The following is a 19032-nucleotide window of genomic DNA, read 5'->3' as shown; positions in this document are numbered from 1 at the left end:
AAAAGGAATGAGGGGGATTTTTTTTAAGATGTTTCTATTAAATAAAAGATATTCATATTCGGCAAAAGTAATTTTATTATGTGCCTCCTTCTTTAGTAGCAGAGCACTTGCAACCCCAATATTACTCCCTTTGCCTCAATCGATAGAGGATCATCATGAAGAAAGCGCGTCTTTTGGAGAAGTGCAAGTGGTATGGGCGAACCATCCAAGTGCTTTAATGAAGCGGGCAGAAGAACGCTTTAATGATCGGGTTGTTCAGTTATTCAATGGAAAGAGTTCTTCAAAGAAACGCTATCGATTACGCGTTACATATGTCAATGATCCTCAGTATTTAACGCCTCAGGAAAAAGAGCATTATTCCTTAAAAATTACAGGACGTGACGCTTATTTAAAAGCAGATGGTCAAGCCGGCGTTTTGCGAGGAATGGCAACATTTTTACAGTTGATGCATGTTACTGATAAAAGTGAATTGACGCTGGATGAAGTGACTATTGATGATTTTCCACGCTTTGCATGGCGTGGATTGTTAATAGATGTATCACGGCATTTTTTGTCAGTTGATACTGTAAAAAGACAACTCGATGCGATGGAATTGATGAAGTTCAACGTGCTTCATTGGCATTTGAGTGATGGTACGGGCTTTCGTGTGGAAAGCCATGTTTTCCCTAAGCTGACAAGTATTTCCTCCCATGGTGAGTATTATACGCAAGAACAAGTTCGAGATATTGTTTCGTATGCTGCTGATCGGGGGATTCGGGTGGTGCCTGAATTTGATGTTCCAGGGCATGCTTTAGCAATTTTAGAAGCATATCCTGATTTGGCGGCACAGTCAGTTCCAGATCAGCAACAGCAAAAAAATACGAATTTAAATAACCCCGCGATGGATCCTACCAATCCACAAACATTAAGTTTTATTCGATCTCTTTATGCGGAAATGGGCGCATTGTTCCCAGATCGGTATTTCCATTCTGGCGGGGATGAAGTTTTGGCCAGCCAATGGACGCATAACAGGCATATTAAGGCCTTTATGCAACAGCATGGCTATAGGGATGCGCCGGCCTTGCAAGCTGCATTTACTGCTCAGGTACAGAAAATTTTATCAGAGCAAGGGAAGGTGATGATGGGATGGGATGAGGTAAGCGAGGCTCCAATCCCTAAGGATGTTGTGGTTGAAGGATGGCGTGGTTCCAAGTGGACAGGAACAGCCACACAAGCAGGACATCCGGTCGTTGTATCATCAGGGTATTATTTAGATCTCCTTAATGCTTCACCTCAATATTACAGTGTTGATCCTTATGACACACAAGCAAATGGATTAACGCCTGCTGAAATAGAAGAAGTTCATCCTAAACAAAGCGCGCTTATTCAGGCTTTTTCTCAAGATCCTACCGCCCAACCATTAACGCCAGAGCAGGAGAAGCTTGTGATGGGGGCAGAAGGTGCTTTGTGGTCAGAGCTTGTGTTTGAAAAGAATCTGGATACACGTTTATGGCCGCGGGCGGCGACACTGGCAGAACGTTTTTGGTCTGCAAAAAATGTTAGAGACACTCAGTATTTGGAAGAAAGATTACCCTTTATTCTGGACGAGTTAGAAAGAATGGGTCTGAATTATAAGCAGTCCACTCAGGAACTTGAAAATATCGTTTCACAGGGGCGCCCGATGCCTCTTCATGTTCTGACAAGTATTACAATCCCTGTTCAGAATTATGCTTTGAATATTCTCAACAACACATATGATGTGCTTGGATCCCCCTCTGGCGTGGCTAACCCAGATTCATTTGTTGGCACGCAGTTTAATGAAAATGTTGCGCGTTATATGGCAGGAGAGAAGTCCTTAGAACCTGTCATAGAACATCAGCTGGAGGTTTGGAGCGATAATGAAAATAATTATGCTCTTATCGCTAAAGGGAATTCTACATTAGAAGCTGTTTTGCCAACAGTTCATGTGATTGGAACTCTTGCACGTTCTGCTTTGAAAGAACTGCATCATGATCTAAGCGATAGTGAGCGTGCTAAAGCGATAAAATTGATTTTAAAACAAGAAGAATACGAGCATAATTCGTCAAATATGTTACTGGCAGCAAAGCGGAAGCAACCGGAGGGTGGATTGCTTATTGCTATCCTTCCTGGGTTAAAACAGCTTATAAATGATCAACGTAGTGTGACGGAATATCATTAAATAGTGAAAAGGCTTTTCCAGATGGCGCAATTTTCAACCTTACTTCTTGATTATGATGGGACATTAGCGGAAACGCGTCCTGCGATTTTGCGTAGTTTGAAAGAAGCCTTTGAAAAGAGCGGGTTTCAGGCTCCGGCGCCAGAGATTTTAAAGGATCAACTGGCGCATGGCGGAACATTATTAACGTTATTTGCGAGCGTTGTTCCTGATGCATCCGCGCAGCAAACGAAACAGTTTGTTCAGCATTATCGAGATTACTATCCTGTTGCCGATCTTGCTGAGACACATCTTTATGATGATGTGCTTTCGACGTTATCGGCATTGAAAGAACGAGGAAAAGAATTAATTATTGTTAGTAACAAGCACGCACAAACGGTTCGAGACAGTGTTGAACGTTTTAAATTAAATTCGTTCTTTAGTGGGATTATAGCGTCCGAACCGCCATATCCTCACAAGCCTCATCCTGCGGTAATGGATCGGGTCATTTCTCTGTTGCCTGATAAAAAGAAATCAGAGTTTTTAATGGTCGGTGATACAGCCGCAGATTTAAAATTTGCCAAGAATGTTAATATAGCTTCTTGCTGGGTAAGTTATGGCCATGGGTGGAGAGAGGAATGTGAGAAGCTTTCCGCTGACTTTAGAATTGATCATTTTAAGGATATCTTAAAAATCATTGCGTAAAAGAATAATTATTTTTTATGAGGCGCCGGGCCTGTACTGTTTCTGATCACCAAACGTGTGGGCAAGGAGATGTTGTCACGTGTGGTCTGTTGAGTAAGAAGTTGAACCGCCGCAATACCTTTTTGTTCATGAGGTTGGTGCACTGTGGTTAGCCCAGCCGAATGAGCTTCTGGAATATCATCAAAGCCAAAAATGGAGAGATCCTGCGGGATAGAAAAACCTGCGGATCGGAAGTGCTCCATTGCGCCAAGCGCTAAACAATCACTCATTGCTAAAATGGCTGTAGGAGGAGAAGAGCTATTATTAAGAAAAAGAGCGCCTTCTTTACCTTGTTCTTTTGAATTAATAGCCGTTTCCCATATAGGAATTGCCTCAGCAGAAAGACCAGCTTCTGTGCAAGCCGCTAGATACCCTTCCAACCGCATGGCGATTGTACTGTGGGTGATATTGTGTCGTCTTTGTTTTGTTAATACCCCATTATAATTATCGTGTGCGGTTTTAAGGGAAATGATACCGAATTTACGATGGCCTAACCCAAGAAGATATTGAGCTGCTTGATAGGCTGCCTTTCGATCATCGATTCCGATGTAAGGGATATTGCTTAAGCGCGGTTGATCGATAACAACAAGGGGGACGTTGCGTTGTTGAGCCATAAGAATGCAGCGATTATCTGGCGCTACAGAATACAGGATGTATCCGTCAACGGCTGCGTTTCCCAAAGAGACAGGGTGGTCAATATTTTGTAGGTTATTGCTGGCAGAGATGAGTGTGAGGTCTGTTTTTAAAGTGTTACAGCTCAGAGCGACACCTTGTAAAACGGCTCTTAAAGCCGGGTCTGAAAATGCGTAAGGTAAATCTTCACTAAAGAGAAAGCCAATCACTCCACTGCGGCCTGTTGCGAGTTGTTTGGCGGCCGGGTCTGGCCCTGTATATCCAAGTTCTTGGGCTGCAAGGAGGATTTTTTTGCGTAATTCTACGGAAAGCTGATTGGGTCGGATATATGCGTTTGAAATAGTAGTATGAGAAACGCCAATATATGCAGCTACATCTTTAAGTGTAACTTTTCGGCGATTATACTGACGAGGTTTGTTCATAAAATATTTTATACGCCTAGAAGCTTGAAGCATACAAGTTCATATTAAGAGATGTAACTTAGGTCGTTTAGCGGAAGTTATAAGCTATGCAAAAGGATGATGTTATAAACTTAGCATCTAAACAGATTAGAGATGCTCATAAGGTTGAAACTCTTGTTCCAGTTATTCGTACTTTTTTTGATGAAAAGACGAATACGGCGAGCCATGTGGTTTATTGCCGAAAAACAAGAAAAGCCGCCATTATTGATAGTGTTTTAGATTACGAGATGGCGTCTGGGAAAACGTCTTATGATTCAGCACAAGAGATTGTTGATTTTGTTCAGGAAAGTAATCTGAGCGTAGAGTGGCAATTAGAAACACACGCTCATGCAGATCATTTGTCGGCGGCGCCATGGCTACAAAAACAAGTAGGAGGCAAGCTCGGGATAGGGAAAGATATTATTCGTGTCCAAGAGGTTTTTGGTAAAATCTTTAACGCAGGAACAGAGTTTGAGCGGGATGGATCTCAATTCGATCATTTGTTTCAAGACGGAGAAACGTTTTTTATAGGGCAATTACCCGTTACAGTGTTGCATGTTCCGGGACATACACCGGCTGATATGGCTTTTGTGATTGGGGATACGGTATTCGTCGGAGATACTCTGTTTATGCCGGATTTTGGAACTGCGCGGGCTGATTTCCCCGGAGGAGATGCTCGGCAATTATTTCGTTCGATCCAGCGGTTATTATCTTTACCTTTCGAGACGAAATTATTTTTGTGCCATGATTATAAGGCGCAAGGGAGAGATGATTTTGTTTGGCAAACAACGGTTAAGGAGCAGCGTACAAGTAATATTCATGTGAACGATCAGATGAGTGAAGAAGATTTTGTGCGTATGAGGCAAGAAAGAGATCATAAATTATCGATGCCAAAGCTATTAATGCCATCTGTTCAAGTAAATATGAGAGGTGGAAACTTTCCAGAAAAAGAAAATAATGGTGTAAGTTATATAAAAATACCAATCAATTAAACTTCAGTGTATGTTTTCACATTTGGATGATAAATGAATATTTATACAGACAAGGAGAGATTTTTTTATAAAATAGCAGGGATTAAAGAATACGTAATTAGGAATATCAAAAATGCATATGTCTAATCCTTTATCGCTCCAGTTCAAAGACACTCCTTCTATTGAGTATGGAGAGGCGCGATCACCGGGACGCCCGATGGATAAGGCGTTGAAAAATAATATTTTAAAATCAATACAGACTGTTTTGGCCCGAGAAGGATATCAGCATTTAACGATTAGTAAGGTCGCAAAAACAGCTGGAGTATCGACTGCAACAGTGTATCGACGCTGGCCAACGAAGCAGGACATGTTGTTTGACGCGATCCGGCAATGGAAAAAATATTTAGTTCCTACGATTAATACAGGAAGCTTAGTTGGCGATATTAATCAGCTTATAGAAGAAAGAGTCCGCTTTTTAGCAACTCCACTGGGGCAGACATATGGGGTTTTATTAGGTGAATCGGTTAAAAATGAGGAGTTTGAAGAAATTTTAAGAGAAGTAAGTGTAGATCCAACACGGGAGCAGGTGTTTTCTTTCATTGATCGATATGATTTAAAATTCAAAGATGATCTTTTGAAATATAGAAATATTTTTTTTGATGCCTTATTTTCAATTATTCATTTTAAAAGCTTTCCTATACTGAATTCAAATTCAATAGATATTGAGAATACGATTTTATCGACACAGATTTTTGTGCAGAAATTTTTAAATAATTATATATAGCCTCGTCCTTATTTTAAAATATTAAAAAAGAAAAAATCATTTCGGAAGGCTTGATATGTTATGATATAACATAATATAAAGAGTGCAGTTTTTAATCCTCTCTAACTGAGGGCTGCAATGGCTCCTACATCTCGCGTGTATTGGTTTTTCACTGTGTTTGGTGGCGTAACGGGTTTGTGTCACGCGACTATGCCCGTTCAAGGAGCTACAGTGGGAGGTGAGAAAAAAGTACCAACCTCTGTAACCGAAACGAGCCGTGTGGGTGAGGATCATATTATCGTTAATGCTCACCTAGAGCGTGCACGAAGTGCTTTGCAGTCTTCCACCGGTGCGACCACTTATAATTTCAGTCGTAAAAATATTGAAAAAATACCGGGAGGCGATAACGCACCTTTAACGGCTGTTTTACTTCAGGCGCCAAGTGTTGCACAGGATAGTTATGGGCAAATACACATCCGGGGTGACCATAATGAAGTACAATTTCGTTTGGATGGGGTGGCTTTACCCGAAGGTGTGAGCGTTTTTGGTCAAACGTTAATGACGCGTTTTGCTCACTCGATGTCCCTTACCACAGGTGCTTTGCCCAGTGAGTATGGTTTTCTACAAGCTGGTGTGATTGATATTAACACAAAGAATGGCTTCTCAGACAGTGGTGGAAATATATCGATCTATGGAGGGGCGAGAGATTATTTTATGCCATCTGCGCAATATGGAGGGCATAAAGGAAAGTGGGACTGGTTTGGGACTGGTGATTTTGTTCATAATCGCATTGGGATTGAGAACACGACTCCCCACTTCAACGCACTGCATGACCTCTCTAATCAATATCATTTTTTAGGGCACGTACGTTATACCGCAGATGCGGATACCCGGGTTAGTTTAACGACGGGTGTTGCGAATGCAGAATATCAGTTACCTAATAATCCCGGGTTACAACGACAATTCGCTAACCCTTCTTTTTTAGAAAGCTCGTTTTCACAGCGTTTATACGGCAATGTTGATAGTTCGAGTTTGAATGAACATCAGAAAGAAATTACAGATTTTGGAATTCTGTCTTTACAAAAAGAATTAGGGAAATTGAGTTTTCAGACATCGGGCGTGTTGCGATACAGTTCACTGCGTTACTCCCCAGATCCGATTGGTGATTTAATTTATAATGGAATAGCGCAACGGGCAGCCCGGGCTGTATTTTCGACAGGATCACAAACGGATGCAACATGGAGGGTAGCTCCCAAGCATACCGTACGTTTTGGGTATCAGGCCTATGTTGAGCGTAATACTTCTAAAACAGATGCAAATGTATATGCCCAGAGCGAGGATGGAACGAATGGACAGCCGTCTTACTCCCCCATTCCTGTCAATATTCATGATGGATCGGGGCGAACAGGCTGGGTTTATGGCTTATATGCTCAAGATGAATGGAAGCCCGTTCGGAATTTAACGATTAATTATGGTCTGCGTTTTGACGGGGTCGATGAGTACACACACGCCAAACAGGTGAGCCCAAGGATTAATATAGTGTATCGCCCATGGCATGGAGGTGCATTTCATGCTGGATATTCACGTTATTTCACGCCGCCTCCTTTTGAAGCTGTGTCAGGGGTATCTTTATCTAAATATCGGAATACTTCTGCATCTCCTGCTATTTTTGAAAATACAATGGCAAAAGCAGAGCGGGATCATTATTTTGATAGTGGTTTTTCTCAAACGATTTTACCCGGATGGCATGCTTCTTTTGATGCTTATGTCAAACTGGCTAAAAATATGATCGATGAAGGGCAGTTTGGTTCGCCTGTCATTTTGTCTGTTTTTAATTATAGACGTGGGCAAGTCCATGGTTTTGAATTTGCAACGGATTATACGCATGGGCCGTGGAATGTGTATGGAAATTTTGCCTGGTCTCGTGCGATAGGAAAAAATATCGTTTCCGGGCAGTGGAATTTTAGTGCGGATGATTTTTCATATATTCAGCATCGATGGATTCATCTGGATCATGACCAGAGATGGACGGCATCAGCTGGCGGAAGTTATACATTTTTTCATCAAACCGGTCATCCATTGTTGTTTTCTACGACAATGGTGTACGGGAGTGGTTTACGCGCGGATGGAGCGGTTCCCAATGGGGCCTCTGTTCCACAATACGCAACTTTTAACTTAGCCTTGGTACAATCCTTTAAGGATTTGTTTCATGTTTCGTTTTTAAAACAAACACAGTTGCGTTTAGACGTAACAAACTTGTTTGATAAAACATATATGTTACGCAGCGGTAGTGGGATTGGTGTCGGTGCCCCGCAATATGGCTTGCGGCGCACTATTTTAACTGGGATCAGCCAATCTTTTTAAAGGTGTGCGGAGTTATAACTCCGCCCATTGTCTTAAAAGATTATGATATGTGGATGTAAGCCCAAGTACAGCAGGGTGATCATCTGGCAGGGATTTGCGTGTTTCGATAATGGAACAATCGAACTCATAGAGCAGAGCCCGCTTGGTATCATCCCGCACCATAGATTGAGACCAGAAGAACGAAGCCCAGCGGCTCCCCCGTGTGACACGATTGACACTATGTAAACTGCTTGATGGGTAAACAACCATGTCCCCAGCAGGCAGTTTAACACTATGTGTTCCATACGTATCCTGAATGACGAGTTCTCCACCGTCATATTCCTCTGGAGAGGTTAGAAATAACGTAGAAGAAACATCTGTTCGGATGCGAAACCCTGCCCCAGGGATTGGGCGAATGGCATTATCAACATGCGCATTAAAGTGCATGCCAGTATCGTATCGGTTAAAGAGTGGTGGATAGACACGCAAAGGTAAAGCGGCACTATTAAATATAGGGTTGCGCCCGAGGGCACGGAGAATGAGTTCTCCTAATTCTCGCCCTTCTTTTGAATCTTGAGGGATTTGTAAATTCAGCTTGGCTTTTGCTGACTGCTCGCCAGCAGTAATGCGACCATCTGTCCATGTTGATTGCTCAAGTGTGGCGCGGCAGTGCTGAACTTCTTCAGGAGACAAAACATTTGGAATACGGATGAGCATAGTATGATCCTTATGTTTGAAGTCATCCAAAAGCATGAATATTAAGAATGCCTCTCATTATCAAAAAAATGAGAGGCAGGAAAGTTAAAAAGCGGTATCCAGTGAAAAGTGATAGGTTCGTGGTAAGCCTGCAACGGCGGCGTTGGTGGCATTCGTATCACCGTTAATGCTAGAAGGGTAAAGAGAAGCCCAGTAGGTTTTGTTCGTTATGTTTTTGATCAAAAAACGAAGGGTAATGGGCGTTTTTTGAAGAAAGAAAGAATGGCGCAGGCCTAAATCCAAAGTAAAATAGGACGGTGCAAAAATTGTATTTTGAATATTGGCCGCACGTCGGTCCGTGAAGTGAAGGTTTGTATTGAAAGCACTCTGAGGAAGAAAAGGGATTTGATAATCAAATAAGAAGTTCATTTGAACTGGAGGAACGCCAACAACTTGCTTATTGGACGTTTCTAAGGAGGCGGTATGCTTATTTTGTGCATCGAGCCATGTGACACCACCAAGTACGTTTAGGTTATGTGAAATATTTCCAGCAACCTGATATTCAAAACCATAATTAATCTGCTGGCCGTACGTGCCGAATATAAGGGTACTAGGGTTGGTGAAACTATAAGGGCGTTTCATTCGAAAAACAGCAACATTCATGTGTAGTTTCGATGATAAAAGAATCTTATAACCTGCTTCATATTCTGTTGAGCGTAAGGGGGCTAAGCTCTTATAGGCATTTTTTGCACTGGCAGGGGCTGTGGGGCCTGCTTCTATTGAGCGTCCCCATGTAAAGTAAACACTTTGGTTGGGTGTTATTTTGTAAAGTGCACTAAGGCTAGGCGTGAAAGCTGCATTTTTTTGATACGTGGATACTTTAATATTTTGCTTGTTATAATTGTTGGTGCTTAACCAGCTCCAAGCGATTGTTCCCAAAAGGTCGAGTGAGTGTGTAACGGAGACGGTATCGCCTAACAGCAGGGATTGTGTTGTTGTATCGGAAGATTTGTAGGATCCCTTCATATAAGGTTGGGGGGCAAGTGATATTTGAGGATAATCTATGCTAGCTGTACCAAGGGGATAGGATTGGTTTTGGGTCGGGTTGTAGTTGCTAATTGTGTAGCCATTTGTGCCAAAATTGATGGTGTGAAGGATCGAGCCAGTGTGAAATTTTCCATTAAGGTAAGCAATATTACTGCCAAGCTTAAAGTTTTTTGCAGAGCCCGCGGCTGTAATTGACTGTAAATAACGACCGTCATTTGAAATGAGACGGTTATTGATTGAGAAAACATCCCGATAAGCATTTTGGTAAAGGCCACCAAGTGTAAAGTCCCAATTATTATTAAAGTGATGAATAATTTTGGCGAGAGCTGTATTTGTTTCTGTATTAAAACCACCTTGTGGTTGACCATACCCTTCACGGGTAAGGCGAGGGGCAGAGGGAAGGATTTGTGAGGCATTATAAGTAAATTGGCCAGGATATCCTCTTTCTACAAAATTATATTGACTTGCATCGATTTGGATAACTGTTTTTGGATCGATATGAATATCAAAATCACCGCTTATTAAATTGCGACGCAGATGTGAATTACTTACATAGCTTTCACCCTTTTGATTTAATAAATTTAATCGATACCCAAACCAGTGGTTATGCCCCACTTGTCCTGACCAGTCGGTGTGCTCAAGTACAGCACCATTATTATCGTATCCTAAAGAAAAACGTTCATGTTTTTGTTGTGTAGGGCGTTTGAGGGTATAATCAAAGGTTCCTGCCGGGTTTTGTGGACCATAAAGAGCTCCTGCGAGCCCGTTTAAAACCTGCAGATTATCGAACTGTTCTGCAGCGTAGGGAGTAGTAATGACGATATTAAGCCCATTAATACGCGAGTTGGAAATAATATCAGCTTCGAACCCACGCGATTGTGGGCGGCTAGTATTGGGGTCCCCACGCTCTTCTAGTTGTACTGATGGAATATAAGTGAGAAGGTCATTAATATTTCGTGTTTCTTGATTGATAATGACGCTTCTTGGAACTGTGACGATTGAAAAAGGTGTGTCTAATATAGAGCGTTTTCCCAGAGGACCTATAGATGCACTCGACGTATCGTAATGCGCTTGTGCATGAGTAGAGTTACTACCTGTAACAACAATTTTCTCTATATTTTTCTGGGATAAAACGCTCGTTTTTGATGGGGTATGGTGAGTGGAAGCGCTCGCCACAGAGAAGCTTGTGAGAGTGAACCACTCTAATAAAAACCATATTCGTTTATTGTAGAACGTCATGGTGCATTTTGAGGCGTATTCTTCAAAGCGCTTTTTATAATGTTTTTTGTTTTTGATAATAAACTTTGTGCTGCTTCCTGAGGGCTTGATTCTGTGTAAATGCGTAATTCTGGTGCATTGCCTGAGGGGCGTAGATGAATGATATCATCGTTTTCGAAAGTGAAGCGTAGCCCATCTGTTTCGTCTATGTGCGTAATATCATCGCTATCATAATAACGACTAAAGTCCTGTGTATTTGCTCGTATCGTATCTAAGTATCGCAATGTCGTTTTTGTGGGAATATCCTGCAATCGGTCACTCGCTGTGAAGCGAGGTGGAATGGTTTTTAATAAGTGACGCAACGTCATATTTTTGTTTTTAGCACTCACGAGAGCGCATAAGAGAGGTAAAACAGCATCCCGAGTAGGAAGAGCGGGTAGTATGCCTTTTGTGTTTTTGAGGTCAGATCCAAGGAGAAAACCACCATTTGCTTCATAGCCAACAGAGGGAAGAATGTTATTGTGAGAAGAGTGCATCATCGCCTCAATCACAAACGGAGACCCTATTTTCGTGCGATTGATAGTATGGGCAAAAGTAGCTTTTTCGAGCGCGGTGTTGCTGTTTATCGGGGTGGAAACAGCCTGAGCCTTTAAGAATTGGGCCGTTATGATACCAAGCACGTCTCCACGGAGCCATTCTCCCGTATGATCAGCGAGAAGTGGTCGGTCTGAATCCCCGTCAGTTGTGAGGATAGCATCAAAATGGTTTTCAGAAGCCCATTGGTGAGCAAGCTGAATATCAACTGGTCTTACAGCTTCCGTGTCAACGGGAATAAATGTATCTGATCGACCGAGAGCCGTGGCAAGACCGCCAAGAGCTTCAATAATTTGGATAAGAATATCTCGACCAACGGCTGAGTGTTGATACACTCCTAGGTTTAGGCCTTTGAGCGCATTTGAGCCGAAGAATTTTTGGTAACGCGCAATATAAAAAGGAATAATGTTGGTAATATTAGGAAGGGACGGGGGGGCTTTTAAGGCACCTTTAAGGTCGAATAGGTGCTGAGGAACCTGCACATCTTCCTTCAACATTTCCTGTTCGTTATTTTTCAGAAATTCGCCTGATATAGTATTAAATTTAATTCCGTTTCGATCATCCGGGATATGGCTACCTGTTACCATGAAAGAAGGAATATGGTTGTGGAATGCATATGCACAAAGGGCAGGAGTGGGTACAAAACCACAAAAAACAGGCTGTCCCTTCATATATAGAATAGCGGCGAGGCAGGCTTTCAGTATGCGCGGAGTACTCGGGCGTAAATCTCCAGCGAAAGCTACGTTTGAGCCAGTAGAAAACATTCCAATTTTGGAAAGGTACTGTAAATATCCGACTGTATATAAAAAGCAAACCTCATCTGTCATAGAAGAAACAAGGCCGCGAGCACCACTGGTTCCAAACTTGACGTTTGATTTTTCCATGAGGGCGGAGATATACATGAAAGTTCTTTATGAAATTTAAAATGAAGGGTCTATTAAGACAAATAACTATATAATATCAACGAAAATAAAGAAATTGTGCACTACAGCTGAAGGTTACCGCCCCAGCTGTAGTGACGGGCTCAGATTAATTCTGAGGGCTGGTGTTTGCACTCCCGTTTAAACACCAGTTGCAGAGTGAAACGAAGATATGACAGAGAAGTTTCCTTCAAAGGAACATAATTGCGAAGATATTTTGTCTTTTTCAAGACAAGTATCTTCGCGAATAATGATAATTAAAAATTATCGAACAAAGGAAAAATTGATTAAAAAGTGATCTTCAATGTGTAATGCCGTTGTTGATTAGAAGATCACGCAATTTATTGACGATTGGAAAGACTTCTCTATTTCGATCACCCCCTAACTCATTCCATGCCCTTTGTTCCATTTCTACAACTTCTTTATCTTCTTGAAAAATTCTATTGGTGAATATTCCAAGAACGGGCCATATTATATCAATAAGAAGAGGGGTTTGGGGACGTAAAACAGAAAGTAATCCAAACGTTTGGCAGCTTTTTCCGCTTGGGCTGTTAGGGACGTAAGCTGCAAAAAGCTCCATAACCAAGTCCCCATCTTTATCATGGATAAAGAGACGTTGATATGGATATGTGGTGCGAATGGTAACGACCTCTTCTACCGGTTGGATCTTATTTGGGTCATATGTATGCTTGCCAAAAATAAGACGTTCCGCCAAGGGTTGTTGAGTGCCCGTACGCGCAAAACTATAACGTGCCTCAACAAAGTCTTCCCCTGTTTCGCCTCCTAAATAACGCGCCCGAATTTGTCCCATCTGCCGCCGATGCAAAAATTGATGGTTCATGTCCATAAGATTTTCATGCATGAACGTATAATGACATTTTACTGATGGATTAAACTGGCGAGTTTTAAAGGCTGGGTTATTAACTTGGGCTAACTGGGGGAAGGGAACTTTGTCGGCTTTTTCTGGATCGCCTGGGAATACAAAAATCATCCCACCTGCTTCTCGGCAAGGATAACTTCTCACACGGTTAATGATTTTTTCTCTATTTTCATCTTTTCCAAGATAAGGAATATCTAAACATTTTCCTGTGCGTCCATAAGCCCAACCGTGATAGCAGCATTTAACACTATCTCCTTCAACGGTTCCTTTGCTCAGGGGAACCTGTCGATGAGCGCAGCGGTTTTCCAAGGCAAAAACTGGGCCTCTTTTAGGTCTAATCAATGCAATTGATTGGCGACCAAAATAACGACCTATGGTTTTGCCTCGGCGCAATTCTTTCGACCATGCGATTGGATACCAAAAATCAGGAGAAATATCGACTAATCGGATATCTGTTTTTTGTTTGATATCTAAACGATGCATAACGGAAGACCATATAAATAAAAAGAAAGAGTTTTAATAATAAAACAAAATATATAGATTTTCAAAATCTAATTTAGTAGATAAAAAAGACTTTGCTAGTACTATATGTTTATACTTTAATTCATAGTGAATTTTCTTTTCGTGTAGAATATATTTATTTAAGGGATTAGTTTTAATTGGATGGCATGCCAAATTGCAGCGCCAAAAGCACTACCTCCTGCGGCTATTCCGCTAATAACCCATGTTCTCATGCTTTTAAGGGTTTGAATCTCTGCATGGATTTTATCAAATCCATCAGAAATCTGTGTTTTGAGGGATTGAGTGTCTGCTGAATTCTGAGAAATAAGAAGGGCATGTTGACATAACTGCTTTTCAATAGCGTCAAATTTGTCGAGATGTCGTTCAAATTCAGGTCGGCAAATAAAATCATCTGAAGATGATTGATCTTTTATCATATAAATCAATACATTATTATAAGTTAGTGACATTATATATAGTATTTATTTGCTTAGGATGCGTCAATTGGGTGCAAATAAATGTAATATAATAAATATTGAGTAAATTAGACTTACTTAATATAGAAAAGAAAATGTTAAAAAATTTAAAACGCCTTGAACCTTTTAAGGTTCCTCACTTGTTTTCCTTACAACAGATATAGGATTAATTATATTTTCTCCGTCATATAATTTGATATAATCTATAAATATCAGAATTCTGATAGTTAGTGCCTATTGATTGGCGGAGAATTGGTTTTATGAAAATGTTACGTATTGGTGCGGCTTTACTTATTGCCAGCACAACACTTACATCTTTAGCGCCGATGGCAATGGCGGATGGCGTAGAGAGACCTAATGAGTTTTATTGGCCTAGTCGGTTGAATCTCGATCCACTACGGTTTCATGATTCTGAGTCAGATCCATATGGTGCGGGATACGATAAAAGCTACCCCAAAAAATTCGAAACATTAAATTTAAAAGAAGTCCGGGCGGATATTTTAAAGCTTCTGACAACATCGCAAGATTGGTGGCCTGCAGACTACGGTAATTATGGTCCGTTCTTTATTCGTCTTGCTTGGCATAATGCTGGAACCTATCGCACTCTTGACGGACGAGGGGGAGAAGAAGGCGCTCAACAGCGTTTTGCTGAGCTAAATAGCTGGCCAGATAACCAGAGCTTGGATAAAGCGCGGCGTCTTTTGTGGCCCATCAAGCAAAAGTACGGTGAGAAGCTGTCATGGGGTGATTTGATCGTTCTGACAGGTGACGTTGCTCTTGATTCAATGGGCTTTAAGACACTTGGGTTCGTTGGTGGCCGTCCTGACGATTGGCAGTCTGAACTTGTTTATTGGGGACCAGGAACAACATTTTTCCCATCTAAAAAAGCTATTCAGGCTCACATCGACTCAGATGGAAAAGCTCACCTTGAAAAGCCTCTTGCTGCAACAAATAAAGGCTTAATTTACGTTAATCCAGAAGGTCCGGGTGGCGTTCCAGATCCAACTCTTGCTGCAAAGATGATCCGTTTAGCCTTTGGTCGTATGGCGATGGATGATGAAGAAACTGTGGCTTTGATTGCAGGGGGCCATACTTTTGGGAAAGCACATGGTGCAGCACCAACGTCTTGTGCGGGGCCCGCTCCTGAAGGTGCGCCTGTTGAGCAACAAGGTTTAGGTTGGGCTAACCATTGCGTAAAGGGTAAGCCGAAAGCGACCGATGCTATAACCAGCGGCCTTGAAGGGGCTTGGTCGGCCGATCCAATCCACTTTACAACACAATATATTGATAACTTGCTTGGTCATGATTGGGTAAAAACCAAGAGTCCTGCTGGAGCAACTCAGTGGGTCCCAAAAGATGCACAGAACGTTGTTCCTGATGCGAGTGAGCCTAAAAATCCGGCAAAAATGCATCCACTTATGATGTTCACAACGGATATCGCATTGAAAACGGACCCTGCGTATCGGAAGATTATTGAGCGTTGGTCCAAAAATCCAAATGAATTTGCGGACGCTTTTGCACGTGCATGGTTCAAGCTTGTTGTTCGTGATATGGGGCCAAAATCACGTTACTTCGGTAATGAAGTTCCAAACCAAACGTTCTTGTGGCAAGATCCGCTTCCTAAAGCTGACTATAAACAGATCAATCAGGCTGATATTCGCGAGTTGAAAAAAGCGATTGCATCTTCTGGCTTGTCTGATCGTGAAATGATCAAAACAGCTTGGGCTGCTGCGGCTTCTCATCGCACAACAGACCATAGAGGTGGTGCAAACGGTGCGCGTTTAGCTCTGATGCCTCAAAATGGTTGGGCTGTGAATGATCCTGAAGAGTTAAAGTCTGTACTTCCTAAACTCGAGAAAGTGCGTGATCAATTCAACGCAGGCCATCATGCGGGGCGTAAGGTTTCCTTGGCAGACGTAATTGTCTTGGCAGGAAGTGTTGGTTTGGAACAGGCTGCAAAACAAGCGGGTGTAAGCATTCAGGTGCCATTTGCACCGGGGCGTGTGGATGCAACTCAAGCCCAAACGGATGTGACTGCGTTTAATGCGCTTGAACCAAAAGCTGATGCATTCCGTAACTATTATCGCTCAGTCCCCGATGAAAAATCTCCGACAGAGATGTTAGTAGATCGTGCCAGTACGTTGGATCTGACCATTCCAGAAATGACAGTTCTTCTCGGCGGTATGCGTTCTTTGGATGTGAACACAGCACATTCTCAGAATGGTGTTTTAACAAACCATCCGGGCACATTGAATAACGACTTCCTTGAGAATGTTTTAAGCATGGATACGCGTTGGGAAAAATCTGCTGAGCAGCCAGGTGTTTTCCAAGGGTTTGATCGCAAAACGGGTCAAAAACGTTGGACAGCGACAGCCGTGGATCTGATCTTTGGGGCAAATGCAGAGCTACGTGCCACTGCCGAAGTTTATGCATCGGCTGATTCAAAACCTAAATTCTATGCAGATTTTGTTAAGGCATGGACGAAGGTTATGAATTTGGACCGCTTTGATCTTCAGCGCTAAGTCAGGTGTTGCAAAATATCCCATACCGGAAGGTATGGGATTTGGGAGGATATCATGAAAAAAAGCTCTCTCTTAAACGCTTTAATCATCGTTCTATGTTTGCCGTTTATCGCACATGCAAAAACGGTAGATGTAAAAATGATTAGCAATGGCCCTAATGGAGAAAGAGGTTTTGTTCCCGCGGTGGTGTACCTCCATTCGGGAGATTCTGTTCATTTTATCGCTCAGGATTTCGGGCATAACGCCGTCTCTATTCCTGGAATGTTGCCAGAAGGTGCAAAACCCTTTGCAGGTCAAATGAGTCAGGATTTGACGGTTCGTTTTTCTAAAGCCGGTATCTATGGGTATAAATGCTTGCCTCATTACTTTATGGGAATGGTTGGTCTTGTTGTTGTTGACAATAAAAACAATGAGCAGGCTGTTAAAAATATAGAGCAACCGGGGGCAGCAAAAGAAGCTTTTGATAAGCTTTTTTCTCAGGTTGATCAGAAAAAGTTTTAAAGGCTTTAACTATTTTATCTTCTAATGCTCTGGGCGATTGTAATGATGGCTTTAAGACCACCTTGTGGCCGGTTTTGAAGAGTAATATTACCGCCTTGAGCTTGAATAATCGATTGAGTAATAGAGAGGCCAAGACCTGTTCCTCCCGTTTCCCTGTTTCGACTGGTTTCAATCCGCACGAATGGTTCGAAAACACGCTCTAGTGCTTCTTCAGGCAGACCTGGCCCATTGTCTTCTATAATAACTTGAATAGGGCTCGTTTTATCCTGAGGATGGGGGGGAATAATAACAGAAATTGCTGCGTTCCCGGCATATTTTAAAGCATTTAAAATAAGATTGTTTAAAGCACGTTTCAGAGCGATTGAACGCGTTTGAATAAAGATAGGGTTTGAAGGCGCTTGGAAAAGGAGCTTATTTTCCTGCTCTGGGTGGCTTTCAATAGTTTCATCGACGATCGTTTGTAAGAGAACACATAAATCAAACGTTGTTGGGGTTTCATGGGAAGAGTTTTCGCGACCGAAGACGAGAGTTGAGGCAACCATTGCTTCCATTTCGTCTAAATCAGCTAAAATTTTGTTGCGTAATTCATCATCATTAATGAATTCAGCACGTAATTTGAGGCGGGTAATGGGGGTGCGTAAATCATGCCCAATGGCTGTGAGCATAATTGTTCGATCTCGTATAATCCGTCGTACGCGTGTGACCATCGTATTAAAGGCAATAGCTGCGCGTTTAATTTCAGAAGCACCGTTTTCAGGAAGCGTTACGGAATTATGTATATCTTTACCAAGTGTTTCCACTGCATTGGCGAGTGTGGTTACAGGAGTAATAAGGCGCCGTACAGCCCATACAATGAGGGCACTTCCACAAATGGCCATAACAAGAAAAGCCACCATAAAAGTTGGGGAGCTAAAAGGGTTAGGGAAGGGCATTGTATAACGGACGATAAGCCACACCTTTCCGTCTGGCAGAAGCAGGGAGGTGGAGTATGTTCTTAGAATTTGCCCAGCCCATATTGTTTGAGGGTATAGATGAGAAGGCAGGAGTGAGCGTAACGGGAAAGGAAGGAAGTGATTGAATGGAGTTGGATGCAGGTAAGGGCTATGTTTGAAAACAGGGCTATATTTTTCCGGCAAAGGCGGTGGAGGCATAAAACAAGGGTTAAAAACCTGCAACTCTGGAGGCATTAAGAGAGAGGTAAGGTGGCAGTTCTGTTCGGGGAATGGAGGAGGGGGAGGCCCCATAAAAGGCGGAAAATGTCCAGGAAAATCAAAAGGGTGAAATGGATGTGCATGCTCCATCATAAAATGATCAGGATGAAAAAAGGATGGAGAGATGGGAGCACTTTTAATGTCATCGTCAGGCTTGTTGGAGAGAAAAGCCGTAATTTCCGGAGGGATGACTAAATCATTGAGGGCATCTTGCCGGGTATCTGGCGCAGCTTCAGCCACGGTTCGATAAATAGAAAAAAGTCGGAATTGATATTCATGTATTTGCTCGCGTTTGGCCATGTAGAAGCCATCAAGAGCATGGATTCCTAACCCAGTTGCCTCAATAATGGCCAAACCAGCAATCAGAAGAAGACTTGTGCGTGTAAGAAGAGAGCTAGGAATAAAGCGCATAGTAAT

The 19032-nt window shown here is 42.2% G+C and carries 14 protein-coding genes; 7 read left to right on the top strand and 7 right to left on the bottom strand.

Going from position 1 to position 19032, the window contains the following annotated elements; all coding sequences use genetic code 11:
• Nucleotides 1-28: 28 nt before the first annotated feature.
• Together E3D00_RS02750 and E3D00_RS02745 are read left to right on the top strand one after the other, a co-directional pair.
• Nucleotides 29-2179 carry a beta-N-acetylhexosaminidase gene (locus E3D00_RS02750; RefSeq protein ID WP_141459735.1) on the top strand — a complete coding sequence of 717 codons (2151 nt, stop codon included), beginning with the start codon at nt 29-31 and terminating at the stop codon, nt 2177-2179.
• Nucleotides 2180-2200: 21 nt separating this feature from the next.
• Nucleotides 2201-2860: an HAD family hydrolase gene (locus tag E3D00_RS02745; RefSeq protein WP_141459733.1), complete on the top strand. Its 660-nt coding sequence runs from the start codon at nt 2201-2203 to the stop codon at nt 2858-2860.
• Nucleotides 2861-2868: 8 nt separating this feature from the next.
• Here the strand turns inward: E3D00_RS02745 and E3D00_RS02740 are convergent, their stop codons facing one another.
• Nucleotides 2869-3954, bottom strand: a complete 1086-nt coding sequence (locus E3D00_RS02740; RefSeq protein WP_141459731.1) for a LacI family DNA-binding transcriptional regulator — start codon at nt 3952-3954, stop codon at nt 2869-2871.
• Between the two features lie 86 nt (nt 3955-4040).
• On the opposite strand from E3D00_RS02740, the gene E3D00_RS02735 reads away from it, so the two are divergent.
• From E3D00_RS02735 to E3D00_RS02725, 3 genes are all read left to right on the top strand, one after another.
• Nucleotides 4041-4964 carry an MBL fold metallo-hydrolase gene (locus E3D00_RS02735; RefSeq protein ID WP_141459729.1) on the top strand — a complete coding sequence of 308 codons (924 nt, stop codon included), beginning with the start codon at nt 4041-4043 and terminating at the stop codon, nt 4962-4964.
• Nucleotides 4965-5082: 118 nt separating this feature from the next.
• On the top strand, nt 5083-5727 hold the full coding sequence (locus E3D00_RS02730) for a TetR/AcrR family transcriptional regulator (RefSeq protein WP_246091478.1): 645 nt from the start codon (nt 5083-5085) through the stop codon (nt 5725-5727).
• Nucleotides 5728-5916: 189 nt separating this feature from the next.
• Nucleotides 5917-8070 carry a TonB-dependent receptor gene (locus tag E3D00_RS02725; RefSeq protein WP_246091514.1) on the top strand — a complete coding sequence of 718 codons (2154 nt, stop codon included), beginning with the start codon at nt 5917-5919 and terminating at the stop codon, nt 8068-8070.
• 12 nt (nt 8071-8082) lie between these two features.
• On the opposite strand, the gene E3D00_RS02720 is transcribed toward E3D00_RS02725, so the two are convergent.
• From E3D00_RS02720 to E3D00_RS02700, 5 genes are all read right to left on the bottom strand, one after another.
• The gene (locus E3D00_RS02720; protein WP_141459724.1) at nt 8083-8766 is read right to left on the bottom strand and encodes a Fe2+-dependent dioxygenase; all 684 of its coding nucleotides are present in this window, start codon (nt 8764-8766) and stop codon (nt 8083-8085) included.
• An 84-nt stretch (nt 8767-8850) separates the two neighbouring features.
• Nucleotides 8851-10968 (bottom strand): TonB-dependent receptor, encoded by a 2118-nt coding sequence (locus E3D00_RS02715; RefSeq protein ID WP_246091477.1) that lies wholly within the window; start codon nt 10966-10968, stop codon nt 8851-8853.
• A 59-nt stretch (nt 10969-11027) separates the two neighbouring features.
• Complete coding sequence (locus E3D00_RS02710; RefSeq protein WP_246091476.1) at nt 11028-12506, bottom strand: phosphomannomutase; 1479 nt, start codon at nt 12504-12506, stop codon at nt 11028-11030.
• Between the two features lie 319 nt (nt 12507-12825).
• Nucleotides 12826-13887 carry an aromatic ring-hydroxylating oxygenase subunit alpha gene (locus tag E3D00_RS02705; protein WP_141459720.1) on the bottom strand — a complete coding sequence of 354 codons (1062 nt, stop codon included), beginning with the start codon at nt 13885-13887 and terminating at the stop codon, nt 12826-12828.
• 158 nt (nt 13888-14045) lie between these two features.
• The gene (locus E3D00_RS02700; protein WP_141459718.1) at nt 14046-14342 is read right to left on the bottom strand and encodes a hypothetical protein; all 297 of its coding nucleotides are present in this window, start codon (nt 14340-14342) and stop codon (nt 14046-14048) included.
• Between the two features lie 299 nt (nt 14343-14641).
• Between E3D00_RS02700 and katG the strand changes: the two genes are divergently transcribed.
• Nucleotides 14642-16903, top strand: a complete 2262-nt coding sequence (gene katG / locus E3D00_RS02695) for a catalase/peroxidase HPI (protein ID WP_141459716.1) — start codon at nt 14642-14644, stop codon at nt 16901-16903.
• A gap of 54 nt (nt 16904-16957) precedes the next feature.
• Nucleotides 16958-17404, top strand: a complete 447-nt coding sequence (locus E3D00_RS02690) for a pseudoazurin (protein WP_141459714.1) — start codon at nt 16958-16960, stop codon at nt 17402-17404.
• Between the two features lie 14 nt (nt 17405-17418).
• Here E3D00_RS02690 and E3D00_RS02685 read toward each other — a convergent pair whose 3' ends face one another.
• A complete protein-coding gene (locus E3D00_RS02685; RefSeq protein WP_141459712.1) occupies nt 17419-19026 on the bottom strand; it encodes an ATP-binding protein in 1608 nt (535 codons plus the stop codon).
• Between the last annotated feature and the right edge of the window lie 6 nt (nt 19027-19032).

It is taken from the genome of Swingsia samuiensis (genome assembly GCF_006542355.1).
Taxonomy (GTDB): domain Bacteria; phylum Pseudomonadota; class Alphaproteobacteria; order Acetobacterales; family Acetobacteraceae; genus Gluconobacter; species Gluconobacter samuiensis.
Note: the sequence above shows the minus strand (reverse complement) of the source record. Positions and strands in the feature narration are given on the sequence as shown.